General features: G+C 68.8%; 15 protein-coding genes. 6 read left to right on the plus strand and 9 right to left on the minus strand.

Translation table 11 applies throughout. From position 1 onward, the window contains the following. Positions 1–170: 170 nt before the first annotated feature. From FXN61_RS23170 to FXN61_RS23190, 5 genes are all read right to left on the minus strand, one after another. Entirely contained in the window at positions 171–1,382 is a 1,212-nt protein-coding gene (locus FXN61_RS23170; RefSeq protein ID WP_167976141.1) for a serine hydrolase domain-containing protein, read from the minus strand. 98 nt (positions 1,383–1,480) lie between these two features. Further along, complete coding sequence (locus FXN61_RS23175; protein ID WP_167976142.1) at positions 1,481–3,034, minus strand: MDR family MFS transporter; 1,554 nt, start codon at positions 3,032–3,034, stop codon at positions 1,481–1,483. Further along, the gene (locus FXN61_RS23180) at positions 3,031–3,657 is read right to left on the minus strand and encodes a TetR/AcrR family transcriptional regulator (protein ID WP_167976143.1); all 627 of its coding nucleotides are present in this window, start codon (positions 3,655–3,657) and stop codon (positions 3,031–3,033) included. The genes FXN61_RS23175 and FXN61_RS23180 overlap by 4 nt, the downstream gene beginning before the upstream one ends. Before the next feature lie 62 nt (positions 3,658–3,719). Continuing rightward, the gene (locus tag FXN61_RS23185) at positions 3,720–4,472 is read right to left on the minus strand and encodes a DUF427 domain-containing protein (RefSeq protein WP_167976144.1); all 753 of its coding nucleotides are present in this window, start codon (positions 4,470–4,472) and stop codon (positions 3,720–3,722) included. A 39-nt stretch (positions 4,473–4,511) separates the two neighbouring features. Then, positions 4,512–5,495 carry a ribose-phosphate diphosphokinase gene (locus tag FXN61_RS23190; RefSeq protein ID WP_167976158.1) on the minus strand — a complete coding sequence of 328 codons (984 nt, stop codon included), beginning with the start codon at positions 5,493–5,495 and terminating at the stop codon, positions 4,512–4,514. Positions 5,496–5,763: 268 nt separating this feature from the next. Here FXN61_RS23190 and FXN61_RS54475 point away from each other — a divergent pair, with 268 nt between their 5' ends. Then, positions 5,764–5,898: a hypothetical protein gene (locus FXN61_RS54475; RefSeq protein WP_281360598.1), complete on the plus strand. Its 135-nt coding sequence runs from the start codon at positions 5,764–5,766 to the stop codon at positions 5,896–5,898. Positions 5,899–5,984: 86 nt separating this feature from the next. Beyond that, on the plus strand, positions 5,985–7,472 hold the full coding sequence (locus FXN61_RS23195; RefSeq protein WP_167976145.1) for an alpha/beta hydrolase: 1,488 nt from the start codon (positions 5,985–5,987) through the stop codon (positions 7,470–7,472). Between the two features lie 51 nt (positions 7,473–7,523). Here FXN61_RS23195 and FXN61_RS23200 read toward each other — a convergent pair whose 3' ends face one another. The 4 genes from FXN61_RS23200 to FXN61_RS23215 all read right to left on the minus strand — a co-directional run bounded on the left by FXN61_RS23200 (position 7,524) and on the right by FXN61_RS23215 (position 14,607). Further along, the gene (locus FXN61_RS23200) at positions 7,524–10,289 is read right to left on the minus strand and encodes an AAA domain-containing protein (RefSeq protein ID WP_167976146.1); all 2,766 of its coding nucleotides are present in this window, start codon (positions 10,287–10,289) and stop codon (positions 7,524–7,526) included. A 52-nt stretch (positions 10,290–10,341) separates the two neighbouring features. Then, positions 10,342–12,156 carry a S8 family peptidase gene (locus FXN61_RS23205; RefSeq protein WP_167976147.1) on the minus strand — a complete coding sequence of 605 codons (1,815 nt, stop codon included), beginning with the start codon at positions 12,154–12,156 and terminating at the stop codon, positions 10,342–10,344. A gap of 166 nt (positions 12,157–12,322) precedes the next feature. After that, entirely contained in the window at positions 12,323–13,258 is a 936-nt protein-coding gene (locus tag FXN61_RS23210; RefSeq protein WP_167976148.1) for a sigma-70 family RNA polymerase sigma factor, read from the minus strand. Between the two features lie 65 nt (positions 13,259–13,323). Further along, complete coding sequence (locus FXN61_RS23215) at positions 13,324–14,607, minus strand: hemolysin family protein (protein WP_167976149.1); 1,284 nt, start codon at positions 14,605–14,607, stop codon at positions 13,324–13,326. Positions 14,608–14,693: 86 nt separating this feature from the next. On the opposite strand from FXN61_RS23215, the gene FXN61_RS23220 reads away from it, so the two are divergent. The 4 genes from FXN61_RS23220 to FXN61_RS23235 form a co-directional block, all read left to right on the plus strand. After that, on the plus strand, positions 14,694–15,095 hold the full coding sequence (locus FXN61_RS23220) for an ATP-binding protein (protein WP_167976150.1): 402 nt from the start codon (positions 14,694–14,696) through the stop codon (positions 15,093–15,095). 79 nt (positions 15,096–15,174) lie between these two features. Further along, positions 15,175–15,915 carry a hypothetical protein gene (locus tag FXN61_RS52510; protein ID WP_167976151.1) on the plus strand — a complete coding sequence of 247 codons (741 nt, stop codon included), beginning with the start codon at positions 15,175–15,177 and terminating at the stop codon, positions 15,913–15,915. 10 nt (positions 15,916–15,925) lie between these two features. Beyond that, entirely contained in the window at positions 15,926–16,993 is a 1,068-nt protein-coding gene (locus FXN61_RS23230) for a sensor histidine kinase (protein ID WP_223165557.1), read from the plus strand. Further along, positions 16,990–17,326: response regulator (locus FXN61_RS23235; protein WP_167976153.1), on the plus strand; the 337-nt coding region annotated here is incomplete at its 3' end. The genes FXN61_RS23230 and FXN61_RS23235, both read left to right, overlap by 4 nt.

Consider the following 17,326-nt stretch of genomic DNA (forward strand, 5'->3'; position numbering starts at 1 on the left):
CGCCCCCGCCAGCACCAGTGCCGCCCAGCCGGACGCGGTGCGGCGCCCGAGCAGGAACGAGATCACGAACAACGGCACCCACACCGCGGCCGTCCACGGTGGAACGTTGTCGTGCATGGCGAACGAGACCGCCACCGCCGCCGCGACGCATCCCGCGAGCGCAGCCGTCCTCATCGCCTCCACCTCACCACCGCCACGCTGATGTTCATCACGCTGGACACGCCCAACCACACCACGAGCGGCAGCGAGTAGTGCATCAGCTGGTAGAACGACATGTCCCGCCCGCCGTACAGCAGTCCCAGCAACGCGGGCGACGCCAGCAGCACACCGAGCGGAACGAACCTCAGCACCTGCCACGCCTTGTGCAGCCTACGAGGCCGCCGCAGCGCGCGAACGCACAACGCCACCGACAACAACGTCAACGCGGCCAGCACGAGATCGATCAGCAGCCGGTACGACGAAGGCTCCGGCGGGGTCTTGCCGTCGAGGATGTCCGCGATGCCGTTCTCCAGCTCGTACGTGCCCTCGTTGCCCAGCGTGACGCCGCTGTTGGACATGACCGCGATGCCGTAGCCGGACGACGTCAGCAGCTGACCGGCCGTGCCGGTGAACCAGATCCCGCTGTGCCGCAAGCGTCCTTGCGAGTCCGCTTTCCAGCCCATCCCGTCCTGCGGCGCCAGCGTCTTCTGCGCGGCCAGCCACTTCGCCATGTCCGCGGCGGTGCTGATCACCCCGTCGGAACCCGAGACGAACCGGTCCGTCTCGGCAAGCGGCACCGAGAACCCGTAGGCGTAGCCGTGACCCTTGCGGTAGTCCTGCGGGAGATCTCGTGGAGTCATGTCGATCGCGACCGTGTCGCGCATGCCCAAAGGCTCGAAGACGTGCGCGCGCAGGTAGTCGTTGAACTTCTCGCCGGACGCCAGCTCGACCAGCCGTGCGGCCAGGTGGTAGTTGGTGTTGGTGTAACGGAATTCGCCGTCAGGCACGGCAGAGCGCAAGGCCTCCCGGGCCCGCTCCACCGCCTCTGCGGGCGTGTTCGGCTGCGGCAGGCTCTTCTCCGGCAAAGTGCGGTCGCTGATGCCCGACGTGTGGCTGAGCAGCTGGCGCGCGGTGACGCGGGAGTCGAAGACCGGACGGTCCAGATCGATCTTGCCCGCGTCGGCCAGCTGCCTGACCGCCAGCGCTGTGAACGACTTGCTCACCGACGCGATCGCCATCTTCGAGTTCCCGGTGATCGGCGCACCCGTCGAGTCGTGCCCGTAGCCCTCGACCGCGATCACCTGATCCCCCTTGGTGATCGCGACAGCCACACCGGGAAAGGAAGCTTCAGCCGTGTAGGAGGAAACGAACAGCGCGAGCGCCGCCCCCAAGATGATGTTCATGAACAAGAACGTAAGGAGCGCGGGCCGGGGAAACCCGGCCCGAAAGACAGAGCGGACCCCCGACGAAAGTCAGGGGTCCGCTCTCTGCAAGCCTGCAATCAGTGGCCCGCGGCCATCTCCGCCGCCAGCCTGTCGTCACCGCTCTGTTCCTTGAGCGGCTTCTCCTTGATGAACAGCACGGCCAGCAGTGCCAGCACCGCGAACGGCGCGCCCACCAGGAAGATCTCCGCGGTTGCCGTCGCGTAGATCTCGGCGATCACGGCCTTGACCTCCGGTGGCAGCACCGAGAGGTCCGGCACCTGGCCGCCACCGGAGGCACCGCCCATCGGGCCGAACTTCTCGGCGGCCAGCGACGAGACCTTGGTGGCCAGCACCGCGCCCAGCGCCGACACGCCGATCGCGCCGCCCAGTGAGCGGAAGAACGTCAGCGTCGACGTGGTCGCGCCCAGGTCCTTGGCCGGCACGTCGTTCTGCGCCGCCAGGACGAGGTTCTGCATCATCAGGCCGACGCCGACGCCGAGCACGAACATGTCCACGGACACCATGAACACCGTCGTGGTCGCGGTGATCGTGGACAGCAGCAGCATGCCGCCGACCATGACGACGCCACCGGCGACCAGGAAGGCCTTCCACTTGCCGTACTTCGTGATCAGCTGACCGGCGACGGTCGACGAGATCAGCAGGCCGAGAATCAGCGGCAGGCCCAGCAGACCGGCCTCGGTCGGCGTCTTGCCGAGCGACAGCTGGAAGTACTGCGAGAGGAACACGGTGCCGCCGAACATCGCGACACCGACCAGGGCGCTGGCGATGGTCGTCAGCGACACGGTGCGGTTGCGGAAGATCGACAGCGGCACGATCGGGTCGTGCGCCGTGGCCTCGACGCGGACGGCCGCCACCAGCAGCAGGACGCCCAGCGCCACCAGGCCCGCGGTCCAGCCCGACCACCAGTCGAACTTCTGGCCGGCCAGCGAGGACCAGATCAGCAGCGTCGAGACACCGGACACGATCAGGAACGCGCCCAGATAGTCGATCTTCGTGTCCTCCTTGCGCACGACCGGCAGGTGCAGGGTGCGCTGGAGCAGCCAGATCGCGGCGAGGGTGAACGGGATGCCGATGAAGAAGCACCAGCGCCAGCCCAGCCACGACGTGTCGACGAGGACGCCGCCGATCAGCGGGCCCGCGACGGTGCCGACGCCGAACACGGCGCCGAACATGCCGGAGTACTTGCCGAGCTCACGCGGCGGGATCATCGCGGCCATCACGATCGTCGCGAGTGCCGTGACGCCACCGGCGCCCAGGCCCTGCACCACGCGGCTGACGATGAGCATCTCGATGTTCTGCGAGAAGCCCGCGATCAGCGAACCGACGACGAACAGGCTCAGCGACGCCTGGATCAGCAGCTTGCGGCTGTAGAGGTCGGCGAGCTTGCCCCACAGCGGCACGGTCGCGGTCATCGCGAGCAGCTCGACCGTGACGATCCAGGCGAAGATCGACTGCGAGCCCTTCAGCTCGGCGACGATGCGCGGCAACGCGTTCGACACGACGGTGCCGGCCAGGATCGCGACGAACATGCCGAGCATCAGGCCCCACATGGCCTGAACGACGTCGCGTCTGCTGTGGACTGGTGCCACTTCGGTTTCGGTGGTGGTCATGATCCCCCTTCGTGGTGGTGCGGCGGTACGTGAGCCAGCCCGGTGCCGAACAGCTCGAGCGCGTCGCCGACCAGGTCACCCAACGCGACGCTGTCGTCGAGCGCCCAGCGCGTTACCGCACAGCGGAACGCAGCGCTCCCGGCAGCGACCAGCAGTCGCGGGTACAGGTCGGACTCGGGCAGCCCTGCCCGCCGTCCCACCGCGTTCGCGAGCAGCCGCTCGGACTCCGCGCTGTTGGCGAACGCGCGGACCAGCAGGTCCGGCCGCTGCATGAGGACTTCCTTGCGCAGCAGCCACAGGTCGCGGGCGTTGTTCAGCTCGTCGGTGATCTCAGCGAGCACCGACTGCCGGTACGCCTCGAACGGCGTGACCTCGTCCGACGCGGCCAGGATGCGTTCGGCCATGCGCGGACCCGCTTCCGGGTCCGCGCCGATGAGCGCCTCGTCCTTGCTCGCGAAGTAGTTGAAGAACGTGCGCACCGAGACATCGGCCTCGGCGGCGATCTCCTCGACCGTGACGTGGTCGTAGCCCCTCTCGGCGGCGAGACGCACGGTCGCACGCTCGAGCGCGGCACGCGTGCGGCGCTTCTTGCGGTCGCGCAGGCTCTCCCCCGGCTGATTCACGGGGCAAGAGTACAGGATTGTTTTGCAGTCACTGCAACTTTGCAGAGTGTGAAGTACGTCGCCTACGACCAGGGGGATTTCGGCTTCTCTTGGAGCTCACCGTCGAGGTAGAGATCAACCTTCTCACTGTAGAAGCACGCCGTTCCAGCGACTTTCTGGCTCTCGGGCAGCGGCGCGCGGTAGATCCACACGAGATCCTCGTGGACCTTCCCGCCGACCTCGACCGACCAGTACGTGGCGGTCCCCTTGTACGGGCAGTGCGTCTGCGTGTCGGACGGCCTGAGCAGATCGAACCGAATGTCGCTCAACGGCAGGTAGTACCGCGGTGGAAGGCCCGTTTCGAACAGGATCCGGGGCTGCGACGACGCCGCCAGTGTCACCCCGTCGAGCGCGATTCGAACGTGCCGTGAGCTGGCCAGGACGTCGACCCGCGTGTACGGGTCGCGTGGGTGGACGTAGATCGGCTCGTCCTCTTCCAGCCACTCGTCCATGGCCGCGAACTCGAACCGGACGAGGTCTCGCAGCTCCTCGATCGGCGAGTCCGGGTAGGTCAGCGCCGCACCCTCGGCGGTGCCCCCGGCCGTGACCACGTCGTGGAGCACGCCCTCGCCCCTGCTCGGCGAGTGCTTCGTCTCCCCCGTCGGCTTCAGCTCGACGCGCACGGAAGAGAGCGGCAGGTAGTAGGCCGGGTAGTACGGGATCTCCCAGACCAGGCGCGGCGAGGTCGTGTCCGCGACCAGTTCGCCACCGAAGTACGTACGGACCCGCTTCGCCGAGTGCTCGACGCGCACCCGGCCACGCTGCTCGTTGCCCATGTCCCATACCAACACGGGACGGCCGGGAGTGCTTCCCGGTCAGGCGTTTCCGTCGAACAGGCTGGTGACCGAGCCGTCCTCGAAGACCTCCTGGATCGCCCGCGCCAGCAGCGGCGCGATGCTCAGCACGGTCATCCCGGGGAACCGCCGCTCGTGCGGGATCGGCAGGGTGTCGGTGACGATCACCTCGCGCGCCTTGCTCGCGATGAGCCGCTCGTGCGCGTCGCCCGACAGCACACCGTGCGTGGCCACCAGGACGACGTCTTTCGCGCCCTGCTCCAGCAGCTGCTTGGCCGCCGTCGTGCTCGTCATCGCCGTGTCGATCATGTCGTCGACCACGACGCACGTACGTCCTTCGACGTCACCGACGACGCGGTTGGACATGACCTCGTTGGGGCGCAACGGATCGCGGGTCTTGTGGATGAACGCGATCGGGCACCCGCCGAGCAGGTCGGCCCACTTCTCGGCGAGCCTGGTGCGACCGGCGTCCGGCGACACGATCGTGAGGTCCTCGCTCTGGTACCTGGCGCGGACGTGGTCGGTGAGCAGCCACATGGCGTGCAGGTGGTCCACCGGGCCGTCGAAGAAGCCCTGGGCCTGCGCGGTGTGCAGGTCGACGGTCACGATCCGGTCCGCGCCGGCGGTCTTGAACATGTCGGCGACGAGCCGTGCCGAGACGGGTTCACGCCCGGCGTACTTGCGGTCCTGGCGCCCGTACGGATACGACGGCACGACCGCGGTGATGCGCTTGGCGGAGGCGCGTTTGAGCGCGTCGACCATGAGCAGCTGTTCCATCAGCCAGTCGTTGATGGGGGCGATGTGGCTCTGCATCACGAACGCGTCCGCGCCGCGCACCGACTCCTCGAAGCGGACGAAGATCTCGCCGTTCGCGAAGTCGTAGGCGGCCTGCGGCGTGATGGCGACGCCGAGGTGCTTGGCCACGGCCTCGGCCAGCTCCGGGTGCGCCCTGCCGGTGAGCAGGATGAGCTGCCGCTTGGCGACGCCCGGCTTGCCGCTGACCATCGTCACGCTCCCCGTTCGTCCGGCGATGAGCCCGATCGTTCAGCATCGCCACGAGATCACGCAAACGGAGCGTCCGTCGGATGAGATTCCACGTCGCCGGGCAATCGGGGTACCTCCATCGGGAACACCCACGGGTGGTCCTGTAGCAGGGGCGGACTGCCACCCTCGGTATGGATCGGGGGATGCGGATTCACCTCTTGGGGTATGTCGAGTGTGATTCCTTGATCAGCGTGCTTGAGGGGTCGATGACGATGCCTACGCTGCTCGCATGCCTGAAAACCAGGACACGCCAGGGCCGACACCGCAGGCGCCACCATCGAGCCCGATCGTGATGAGCACGCCCATCCACGACCAGATCGCCGACCACCTGGGTGTTCGCCAGAAGCATCGACGACAGGACTGACCTGGCGGTCACGACTTTCGGCGGTCGACGGGCCTGGAGCGAGCAGGTAGGAATGGCCCCTCTGCGGACAAGAGGGGAGCTTGTCGATGCGATTCACCGTGCTGGCCGCCGCGGCCGCGCTCATGATCACGGGTACGCCCGCCGTACAGGCATCGGGAGGGGTCTCCGTCCCGAAGATCGGCTGGGCGGCCTGCGGACCGGAACATCCCGGCTTCGAGTGCGCCTCGGTGAAGGTGCCGCTGGACTACGACAACCCGCGCGGTGCCACCACCACGGTCGCGTTGGCGCGCAAGCCGGCGACGGACAAGGCGCGCCGGATCGGGTCGTTGTTCCTCAACCCCGGCGGACCGGGCGGTTCCGGCGTGGACTTCGCGATCAGGGCGGGCAACGCCCTGTCGGCGAACCTGCAGGGCCGGTTCGACATCGTCGGTTTCGACCCTCGCGGCATCGGCCGGTCGGATCCGTTGCACTGCTTCAAGAGCGAGGCCGACCTCGACAAGTTCTTCGAGGGGATCCCCGGCTTCCCGTACCAGGTGGCGCAGGAGCGGCCGTACTTCGACAGGTACCGCTCGCTCGGCCCGGAGTGCCGGGACGACCAGGCGATCGCGCGGCACATGAGCACCGCGGACGTGGCGCGGGACATGGACCTGCTGCGCCGCGCCGCCGGTGACCGCAAGATCAGCTACCTGGGCTTCTCGTACGGCTCGTACCTCGGTGCCACCTACGCGAACCTCTTCCCCGGCAACATCCGCGCACTCGTGGTCGACGGCGTGCTCAACCCGGAGCTGTGGTCGAGCGGATGGCAGATCAAGTCCGACCGGATCGCGACCAAGGAGGAGTTCCGCGAGTTCCTCCGCAACTGCGACGAGGCCGCGTGCGTCTTCGGTCCCCGGTCGGAGAAGCGCTGGGACGCGTTGCTGAGCTCCGTGCGCGCCAAGCCGATCCAGCTCGGCGACCGGCTGTACACCTACGACGCGGTGATCAGTACCGCGATCGGCGCGATGTACAACCCGCGCAGCTGGCCGGACGCCGCCACGCTGTTCGATCAGCTGTCCGATGCGGCGGCCGGGGTTTCCGTTGCGGCGGAACCGGACTACGACAACGGGTTCGACGCCTACAACGGCAACGTGTGCGCGGACATCGAGTTCCCGCGCGATTTCGGCGCGTACCGGGCGACTTCCCGTTACGCCGCAGCGGGTTCGGAGTTCGGGCCTGCCTGGTGGTGGGGCAACGCGGCGTGCGCGAACTGGCCGGTCAACCACGACCGCTTCACCGGACCGTGGCGCACCCGCACCAGCGCGCCGGTTCTGGTGGTGGGCAACCACTTCGACGGCGTCACGGACTTCCGCGGCGCGCAGGCCGTGAACCGGCAGCTCGCCGGTAGTCGTCTGCTCGCTTACGCGGGTTGGGGGCACACGGCGTACGGGCTGAGCAAGTGCGCGACCGAACACACGAACGCGTACCTGCTCAACGGCACGCTGCCGCCCGTCGGGACCGTGTGCCCGGCGAACCCGAACCCGTTCCTGCCGGCGGCGGTGGCTTCGGAGCCGCTGTTCCAGCCGGCTCGGCGGTAACAACGTCTGCAAGTACCGCCAACATCGAGTTGGTAGTACTTGCAGACGCCCTCAGCGGCCCGGCGCCAGTTCCTGAGCCAGTTCCACGGCGGCACGCGCGGGATCGTGGCCGAACCGGCTGCCGAACGCGTCGTTCACGCGCCACCCCGCGTGGGTGAGCGCCCGCCAGCGGGCGAGATGCGCCTGTGCCCCTTCCGGGTGCGGGCGCGTCTCCACCGCGACCGCGTCCTCCTTCTCCCCCACCACGAGATCCACTCGCCATTGCCCCACCGGATAGCCCGTCCGCACGGTCAGCCCTGCGGTCGTCAGCTCCTGCGCCAGCCGAGCCGTCCAGGCGTCATCGGGGTCGGCACCGGCGGTCTCGGTCGGCGCGATGTCGGCGTGCCGCAGGTACTCGCCGATCAGACCGGGCGGTTCCGGCGCCGACGTGATCACGTGCACCCGGCGGCGAGCGCGGGTGGTCAGCACCGCGAGCAGGTTGCGGTCGTTCACAAAACGCCACGCGCCGGGCTTGGCGTCCGCGGCGAGACTGATCACGACCTCGTCGAACTCGCCGCCCTGCACGCCGTGCACGGTGCCGACGCGCACGCCACCGGTCGTGATCTCGTCCAGCGTCAGCTCGCCCAGCAGCGCCTCCTCCAGCGCGTCGGCCTGCGCGCGGAACGGTGTCACGACGCCGATCGACCGCACGCCCGCCGCGACCCGTTTGCGCACGTGCGCCAGCACCGCGTCGACCTCGGTCTGGTTGACGCCCTTCGAGGTGCGTTCTCCCCCGACGTGTTCGGTGTCGATGCAGTCGACGTCCGCGATGGCCGGGTGCGTGGTCAGCAACGCGATCTTGCCGTCGTAGAACTTCGCCGCCGCGAACCCGATCAGATGCGGCGCGCACCGGTGGTGCTCGTCGAGCCAGTGCACGCCCGCGGTCGCGGCCGCCGCGTCGAACAGGCTCACCTTCGGCACGTCCAGCCGGTCGCGCAGGTCCTGCGTGCCCTCCGCGTCGACCGCGGCCTGCACGGCCTGGTCGCTCACGAACGACACGTGCCGCAGCTGCCGCGGATCGCCGCCGATCACCGCGGACCGCCCGCGCAGCAACGCCGGCGCGGCGAGCGGCTGGTCGACGTGACTCGCCTCGTCGATGATCACCAGGTCGAACATGGCGGCCACCGGCGGCAGGATGTCCTCCACATCGGACAGCGTCCCGACCCACAACGGCAGTGCCGCCACCAGATCCGCGCTGTCGATCTCCGCCAGCCCGCGCCGCCGTGCCGCGCGCCCTGACCGCAACGCCTTCGCCAGCGCCGCAACGGCCCTGCGCGCACCCGATCCCCGTTGGCTGACCGAGTACTCCTTCAGCCACGCCGCGGTCGCTTTCCGGCTCGCGGCATCCTGCTCGGCCAGCAACGGCCGAAGCTCGCCGAACGTGGTGCCGCCGCTCGTCCCGATCCGGACGGCGGCCGCTGTCTGTTCCGCCGCCTCGACCGCGGCGGCCAGGTCCTCCGGTGATGCCTCGCTCGCGCCGGTCAGTCTGCGTGCCTTGTTGAGTGCCCAGCCTGTGCGCAGTCCACTCAGGAACCCGGTGCGCGGCTCGAGAAGCTGGTGCAGCTGAACGAAATCCACGCCCGCGTCGAACGCCTTGGGAGCCACCGTGCGATGCGCGGCCATCAACGCCTGATGCTTTCTCGCTTCCGCAGCGAGTTTCTCGTCGTTCAACGCTTGTGCGGCCGTGCGTTCGACACGGGTGACAGCCGCGGCCGCGGCGCGCCGAGCCTTTTCGAGTTCCTTCACCAGGTCGGGCTTGCTGGTGGCATCGAGGCCGTCGCTCAGCTCGCGAGCCATCTCCTGCCGCAGCTCGGAGTCGCCGAACAGCACCGGCACCGGCCCACCCGCCCGGCGCAACGCGGCACCCAGCACGTCGGCGGCGTTGCGGGTGCGGCTCGCGAGGAGCACGGACCTTCCTGCTGCCACAGCATCGAGCGCCAACGCGGCGAGGGTGTGTGTCTTGCCCGATCCCGGAGGCCCGCCGACAACGGTGATCCGTGCGCGGCGTGCGTGCTCGACGGCGCGTTCCTGGCTGTGGCTGAGCGGCAACGCCGAACTGATCGGCTCCTCCCGATCGTCCGGTGTGGTGCCAGCGCCGTACAGCGCAGCGAACGCGGTGTCCTCCACGCCTTTCTTCATCGCCCAATCGACCAGTGCCGTCCCGTGCTCGGTCGTCACGACGGGCTCGCCGGCGTGCAGCCCAGCCCCCATGGCGACGACGAGTTCCTGGCCGGAGACCAACGACTGGGGATCGTCGTGCACGATCGGCACGTTCTCGAACCCCGCCAGGCGCAACGTCTCGGTGATCCACACCTCGGTCGGCGCGAGCTCCGCCTCCCGTTCCGCGGACTTCGTCCAGTCGTCGATCAGCGGGAACACCCCCGCGTCACCGGCGACGTGAAACGCGTAAGTCAACCCCATGCTGTGGTGCAGCCGTACTGGCCGTGAGACCAGCGGCAGGCACACGCGCCTCCGCTGGCCACCGATCTGTGCCGGCCCGACGAGGAACGCCCAGCCCAGCCGCAGCAGCCGGTCCTCCTGGTGCAGCGCGTCGAACGCGGCGAGGTGCCGGACCTGGTCACGGCCCTGCTTCGGGGCGGTCCACGTGATCGGTGTCCACTCCAGCCCCGCCTGCGTCGCCGTGATGGCCTGCCAGGACGGCTTGTGGTCGCCGAGCCACAGCAGACCCGCCGCCTTGGTCAGATCGAGCTGGACCTTCTGCGGCTGCTCGGCGGCGCTCAACCGGGCCAGGGTGCGCAGGACGGCGGGCACGTTCACGCGGACATCGTGCCATCAGGACCGATGGCACGATGTCCCGCGCTTCACACAGTTAGAGCGTCAGGCTCCACGTGTCGATGGTGCCGACATCGGCGGTGGCCGCGTCACGGACCTGAAGCTTCCAGGTGCCGTTGCGCGTCTCCGGCGACAGGTTGACGGTGTAGGTCTGGTCGATGTTGTCCGTGCTGCCGCCCGAGCGGTTGTGCAGCGAGTACGCCGAACCGTCCGGCGCGATCAAGTCGACGACCAGGTCACCCTTGTAGGTGTGCTTGATGTGCACCTCGACCTTGCTGCTGGCCGACGCGGTGCCGGTGCAACCGCTGAACGTGATCGAGCTCGACACCGTCGAGTTGTCCGGGATCGCTACGTCCGTGCCGTTGGTCTGCGTGGCGCACGAAGCAGTGCCGACCGTCCACGTGAACGAGGTGCTGCCAGAACCACCGGCCGACGCCGTGGCCGTGGCGGTCACGTTGTAGGTGCCCGCAGCAGACGCGGTACCGGTGATGAGACCCGAAGAAGAGATCGAAAGACCGGTGGGCAGACCGGTCGCCGACCACGTGTACGGCGCGGTGCCGCCGGACGCGGACAACTGCAGGTTCGCCGTGCCGTTCAGCGCCGTGGTCTGGGCGCCGGGGTTGGTCACGGAGACGCCGGGAACGCCGCCGGTGTTGGTGCGCAGCAACAGGTTGGCCGAGTTGGCACCGGGGCTGGTGACCTTGTTCGGGGTGGCGGCGGCGAGGATCGCGGCGTGCACCTCGGCCGGGGTCTTGGACGGGTTGTCCGCCAGGTACAGCGCGGCCGCACCAGCGACGTGCGGTGACGCCATCGACGTGCCGCTCATCGTGGCCGAGCCGGTGTTGTTGCTGTACGACGCGGAGACGATGTCCTGGCCGGGCGCGAACAGGTCGCTGCAGGTGCCGAAGGACGAGAACGACGCGCGGGCGTCGGTGCGGGCCGTCGCCATGACGTTGATCGTCTCGGTGACGCGCTGTGGCGAGTACTTGCAGGAGTCGTCGTTGAAGTTGCCCGCCGCCACGACGTAGGTGACGCCGACGCGGATCGACGCGCGGACGGCGTCGTCCAGAACGCGGCTCGGCTCGTTCGCGGTGCCGGTGTAGAGGCTCATGTTCGCGACCGCGGGCAGGACGGCGTTCGCGGTGACCCAGTCGACGCCCGCCGCCTCGGTGGCGACGGAACCGCCGCCGGAGCAGTTGAGCACGCGGACGGCCTTGAGCTTGACGTTCTTCGCCACGCCGAACGTCGCGCCGCCAACCGTGCCCGACACGTGCGTGCCGTGGCCTTGGCAGTCCTTGCCGTTGCGGCCGTCGGTGAACGCGTCGAACCCGAACGACGCCCGGCCACCGAAGTCGGCGTGGTCGTAGTTGATGCCGGTGTCGATCACGTACGCGGTCACGTTGGACGCGCCCGTGCTGTAGCTGTACTTGCTGTTCAACGGCAGGTCAGCCTGGTCGACGCGGTCCAGCCCCCACGACGGCGGGTTGAGCTGGTCCGCCAGGACCTGCACGGTCCGGTCCTGCTCCACATAGGCCACTGCCGGGTCGGCCGCCACGCGCTTGGCCTGCTTCGCCGACATGGTGGCCGAGAAGCCCTTGAACGCGGCGCGATAGGTGAAGCCGATCTTGCCACCGTAGCGCCCGACGAGGCCGTCGGCGTTGCCGCGAACCGCGTCGCGCGCCATGGCGTTGTCCTTGAGCACCACGATGTAGCTGTCCTGAACGGCGTTCGGCGCGCTCTCCGCGACGATCGGTCCCTCCGGCTGAGCGGCGGCAGCCTGTGGGAGCGCTAACACAGTTCCAACGGCGGCGATTGCCGCCACACCGAGCGTGCGCAGGGTGCGTTGTCTCATCACTGCTCCTTGATCGCAGGGGAACCGCGTGCGAACGCGGGCCGGCCCTCGACAGCCCGAACAGATGCGTTCACACGCGGTTGCGAAACAGCGGTAGTCCGCTAGAGCGGACGTGATGAGTCTTTAGTTACGACAACGATTGGAACAAGCGACTTTCGTACTGTTGTCAGCCGGCGAGCGCGAAAAGATCTTCCGGCTGCCCCGACTGCTTGAGCACGGACAGCGACTGCTTCTCCAGCTGGCGGATCCGCTCGCGGGTCAGGCCGAGCTCCTCCGCGACCTCCTGGAGGGTGCGCTCACGCCCGTCCTCCAGCCCGTACCGCAGGCGCATGATCCGGCCCTGCCGTTCTGGCAGGACGTCCAACAAGGACCGCACACCCTCTTCGAACTGCTGGCGTTCCACGAGTTCCGGCGCGGACACGCCGTCAGTGTCCTGGATCAGGTCGCCCAGCACCGAGCCGCCGTCGTCACCGACCGGCGTCTCCAGCGACACGCAGGTGCGGGCCGCGTCGCGCAGGTCCTGCACGCGGGTCGGCGAACACTTGGCCTCGGTGGCGATCTCCTCGACCGTGGCCTCGCGGCCCAGCGACGCGGAGAGCTTCTGCCCGATCTTCTTGAGCTTGTTGACCTCTTCCACGACGTGCACCGGCAGGCGGACGGTGCGGGTCTGCTCGGCCAGACCGCGTTCGATCGCCTGACGGATCCACCACATCGCGTAGGTGGAGAACTTGTAGCCCTTGGCGTAGTCGAACTTCTCGACCGCGCGGATCAGACCGAGGTTGCCCTCCTGGACCACGTCCAGGAACGGCAGCCCGCGGAACGAGTGCTTCTTCGCGACCGACACGACCAGGCGCAGGTTCGCGCGGATCATGTGGTCCTTGGCGCGCTCGCCGTCGGCGGCGATCCGGCGCAGCAGCCGCGTGTCGCGCGTGTCGCCGCTCTGGAGCAGGTGAGCGGCGTAGACACCGGCCTCGATGCGCTTGGCCAGGTCGACCTCCTGGGACGCGGTCAGCAGCGGCGTGCCACCGACGTCGCGCAGGTACTGGCCGACCAGGTCCGCGTCCTGCTGCCCGGATGCGCGGTTCTGCAGATCTGCAGGCATGACAAATCCCCCGTTTCCGTTTGGCAGGAGTGACAGCTGGAAGCAGCTGCTTCGTGTGTAACGGTTCAGAGGCCCTGGTCATTCCGCTGTTCCGGCTGTGACTTCAGCCTCACCTGCGTGATCGCGTGGTGCTCCACGCCCAGCACCTCGATCTTCCAGCCGGGGACCTCCACCACGTCACCGGGTTCGTCCGGGATGCGCCCGAGGAGCACCAGCACGAGACCGGCGATCGTCGCGTACGGACCGGGTGGCGTGTCCCGCAGCGTGACGCCGACGTCCGCCAGGTCGTGGACGGGGAACGTGCCGGGCAGCTCGATCGAGCCGTCCGGTTCGGCGCGCACCTCGACCACGTCCGCGTCGGTCTCGTCGTAGATCTCGCCGACGATCTCCTCGAGCAGGTCCTCCAGCGTCACGATGCCGTCGACCGCACCGTGCTCGTCCACGACGAGCGCCATTTGCTCGTGCTCGGCCTTCATGCGCCGCAACGCGTCCGCGACGCGCACCGAGTCCGGCAGCACCATCGGCGCCCGCACCACGTCCGTGAGCGCCACGTCGTCGTCGAGCAGATCGCGCAGGTTCACCACGCCGACCACGTCGTCCAGATGGCCGTCCTTGGTCACCGGGGCCCGCGAATGTCCTGACCTCGCCAAGATTTCCCGCGCGGTGGCCGCGTCCAAACCTGTTTCGAGAACGGTGACCAGCCTGCGTGGCACCAGAACCTCGCGCAGCCGCCGCCGGTGGATCTCCAGCGCGCCGGTCATGATCATGCGCTGCTCCGGGTTCAGATGGTGCTGCACCTCGACGAGTTCGCGCAGTTCCTCCGGCGACATCTGCTCCTCTTCGGCGTCCGGGTCACCGCCGAAGATCCTCACCACGAGATCGGTCGCCTTGCTGAGCGACCACACCGCCGGGCGTGACACCATCGACAGGAAGTCCAGCGGGCGGGCGATGATCTTCGCCCAGCGGACCGCGTACTGCATCGCCAGACGCTTCGGCGCGAGTTCCCCGAACACCAGCGTGACAAACGTGAGAAGGATCGTCACGAGCGCGATCGCGACGCCGTTCGCGGCACCGCCGAGGAAACTCAGCAGCGGCACGAGCGGCTGCGCGAGCGAGACCGCCGCGGTGGCCGAGGCCAGGAATCCGGAGAGCGTGATGCCGATCTGGATGGTCGCGAAGTACCTGTTCGGGTCACGTGCCAGCCGGACGAGCGTGCGACGCCCTTCGCGTTCCAACGACCGCAGCTGACCCTCGCGCAACGACACCAGCGCCATCTCGCTGCCGGCGAAGGCAGCGTTGAGCAACACCAGCACCGCGACCAGCGCAAGGTTGAACCCGTACCCGTCCACACGTTTGGGTTAGCACGCACAGTGGTATTTCGCACCCTGACGGCCATCTTGAGCAGCCAGGAAGGCCTCAGCCGAACGAGGTGGGGATGGACATAGACACTCCCGAGGTGCTGGGCACCTCCGCGAGGACACTGCACACCCTGCCGGAGCGAGAACCGGACCTGGCCGCGATGCGCGCGTGGGCCGGAAGTCTGCTGGGAGGCCTGCCGGAAGACGTCCGGCTCGACGTCCTGCTCGTGTGCACGGAACTGGCCAGCAATGCCTACGAGCACGCTCAGGGCCCGCGGGCCGTGCGGGTGCAACGGCACACCGACTTCGTCCGAGTGGAGGTCGACGACCGCACTCCGGCCGCGCTGCCGAACCTCGGCGAGTCACGGCTCGGTGATTCACGGGGGCGGGGGTTGCTGCTCGTCGCTCAGCTCTCTCGTTGCTGGGGCACACGGGATTTCCCCGGTGGCAAGACCATCTGGTCAGAGGTGAACGCATAGCTCGTCTGTGCGTTTCGCACAGGAAAGTCATGACACCGCGCGGATGGGTCTTGCCGGGCGTCTGTTCGACTCTCGATGCATGACAACAACTGTTTCGCCGGCGGTCAGGCCGCTGGTGCGTCACGGAGCCGAGATGCTCGTGGCGATGCTGATCGGGATGGCGCTGCTCGGGTCGTTGTGGACGCCCGAGCGCGTGGAGCTCGCCGCGCTGTGGATGGCGGTGTCGATGTCCGTGCCGATGGCGTTGTGGATGCGCTACCGCGGCCATGGCCGGATCGTCGAGATGTGCGCGGCGATGTTCGTTCCTTACCTCGTCCTGCTCGTGCCGTACTGGTTCGGGGCGCTGGACGGCGACGCGGTCGAGATGGGCGGGCACGTGCTGATGCTGCCCGCGATGGCCGCCGTGATGATCCGCTACCGGCACGAGCACGGGACACCCAGTGCGCATCCGGTGATCCGGGCGTTGGGTGACCGCTGGCCCATGGTCATCGCTCTGGCGGTGTCGTTCGACTTCTGGCAGACGCCGCTCGTGCCTCCCGTTTGGACGCTGCTGCTGTGCCAGGCGGCGTACCTGTTCTGGGGCAGGCGGGCGCCACGGCTGCAGCTCGCGGTGTTCGGCGTGTACGTGGCGCTGGCGGCTGTGGTGATCACGGTGTCGCCGGAGACCGGGGTTCTGCTGATCGCTCTCGGCTGGGGCGCGCACGCCGTGTGGGACCTCGTCCACCACGTGCGCAACGCCGTGGTGCCGCGGTGGTGGTCGGAGTTCTGCGGAGTGTTCGACCTGGTCATCGCCGTCACGATCCTGCTGAAGTGGTTCTAGGCTGATGGCGATGAACGATCTTCCGCACACCGCGCTGCGCGGCACGCTCCACGTGCTGTGGGTGAGCTGCCTCGCCGTGCCGCTGGTAGCGGTGCTGCGCGAGCCGTCCGCCACGCGCTGGCTCGGCGTGCTCGGGCTGCTGGTGCTGGCCGTGGCGTACGCGGTGACGTTGCGGGGCGGGAAGCCCTGGGTGCTCGTGGCAGCGACGCTGGTCTCGATCCCGCTGGTGGCGCCCGTCGGCCCCGACGAGCTGTCGACGTGGGCATGGATCGGCGGCGCCGCCGCCGGTTTCGCGCCACTGCTGCTGACCGGCGTCTGGCGGTGGATCGCGGCGCTCGGCGCGGTCGTGCTCGCCGGGCTGGTCGGGGCCTTCGTCGCCCATTACGCCACGACGTACCAGATGATCGCGGCGGCGGTCGGGGTGACGATCATCGCCATGGCCGGACTACCGATGTGGTTCGCCGGGCTGCTCGCGCAGGCACGGGCCGGGCGCGAGGCGAGGGCGGAGCTCGCGGTCAGCGAGGAACGGCTGCGGTTCGCCCGCGACGTGCACGACCTGCTGGGTCACCGGCTGACCGTGATCGCGCTGAAGTCAGAGCTCGCCGGGCGGCTCGCCTCCACTGATCCGGAGCGGTCGGCCGCGGAAGCGTTCGAGGCGCAGCGGCTGGCGTCGTCGGCGTTGGAAGAGGTGCGCGACGCGGTGCACGGCTACCGCGCGGTGGACCTGCCCGAGCAGCTGGAGGCGGTGCGGAACGTGCTTCAGGAGGCCGGGATCCGCTGCACCGTCTCGGAGGTGCCAGTGGTGCGCGGTGAAGGCGCCACGCAGCTCGCGTTGGCGTTGCGGGAGGCGTGCACGAACGTGCTGCGGCACAGCCACGCGACGTGGTGCATGATCGACGTCGCTGTCGCAGAGGAGGAGGTGCGGATGACCGTCACGAACGACGGCGCCGGCTTGGGGCCTTCTCGCGAAGGCAACGGGATCCGGGGCATGACGGAACGGCTGACGGCGGTCGGCGGTCAGGTCGCCGTCGAGAGGGCCGCTGACGAGTTCACGTTGCTGGTCGTGGTGCCCACGTGATCAGAGTGCTGCTGGCCGACGACGAGGAGCTGATCCGCGACGCCCTCGCGGCGCTCCTCGACCTCGAACCGGACCTGGAGGTGGTGGCTCGCGCCGGTGACGGCAGGGCCGCCGTCGAGGCCGCACGGGCCCACCGCCCGGACGTCGCCGTCGTGGACCTGCAGATGCCGCAGCTCGACGGCCTGGAGGTGACGGAGGAACTGGCGCGGGTGCTCCCGTCGTGCGCGGTGGTGATCCTGACCGGCCGCGGCAGGCCACCGCACCTGCAACAGGCCCTGCACGCGGGCGCGAAGGGCTTCCTGCCCAAGGGATCGCCCCGGCGGCACGCTCGCG

It is taken from the genome of Lentzea indica (genome assembly GCF_012184385.1).
Lineage (GTDB): Bacteria > Actinomycetota > Actinomycetes > Mycobacteriales > Pseudonocardiaceae > Lentzea > Lentzea indica.

Bases quoted from the DNA above. Each gene is read 5' to 3' on its own strand.
- FXN61_RS23170 (WP_167976141.1), bottom strand. From the start codon at position 1,382: ATGAACATCATCTTGGGGGCGGCGCTCGCGCTGTTCGTTTCCTCCTAC.
- FXN61_RS23175 (WP_167976142.1), bottom strand. From the start codon at position 3,034: ATGACCACCACCGAAACCGAAGTGGCACCAGTCCACAGCAGACGCGAC.
- FXN61_RS23185 (WP_167976144.1), bottom strand. From the start codon at position 4,472: ATGGGCAACGAGCAGCGTGGCCGGGTGCGCGTCGAGCACTCGGCGAAG.
- FXN61_RS23190 (WP_167976158.1), bottom strand. From the start codon at position 5,495: ATGGTCAGCGGCAAGCCGGGCGTCGCCAAGCGGCAGCTCATCCTGCTC.
- FXN61_RS54475 (WP_281360598.1), top strand. From the start codon at position 5,764: ATGCCTGAAAACCAGGACACGCCAGGGCCGACACCGCAGGCGCCACCA.
- FXN61_RS23195 (WP_167976145.1), top strand. From the start codon at position 5,985: ATGCGATTCACCGTGCTGGCCGCCGCGGCCGCGCTCATGATCACGGGT.
- FXN61_RS23205 (WP_167976147.1), bottom strand. From the start codon at position 12,156: ATGAGACAACGCACCCTGCGCACGCTCGGTGTGGCGGCAATCGCCGCC.
- FXN61_RS23210 (WP_167976148.1), bottom strand. From the start codon at position 13,258: ATGCCTGCAGATCTGCAGAACCGCGCATCCGGGCAGCAGGACGCGGAC.
- FXN61_RS23220 (WP_167976150.1), top strand. From the start codon at position 14,694: ATGGACATAGACACTCCCGAGGTGCTGGGCACCTCCGCGAGGACACTG.
- FXN61_RS52510 (WP_167976151.1), top strand. From the start codon at position 15,175: ATGACAACAACTGTTTCGCCGGCGGTCAGGCCGCTGGTGCGTCACGGA.
- FXN61_RS23230 (WP_223165557.1), top strand. From the start codon at position 15,926: ATGAACGATCTTCCGCACACCGCGCTGCGCGGCACGCTCCACGTGCTG.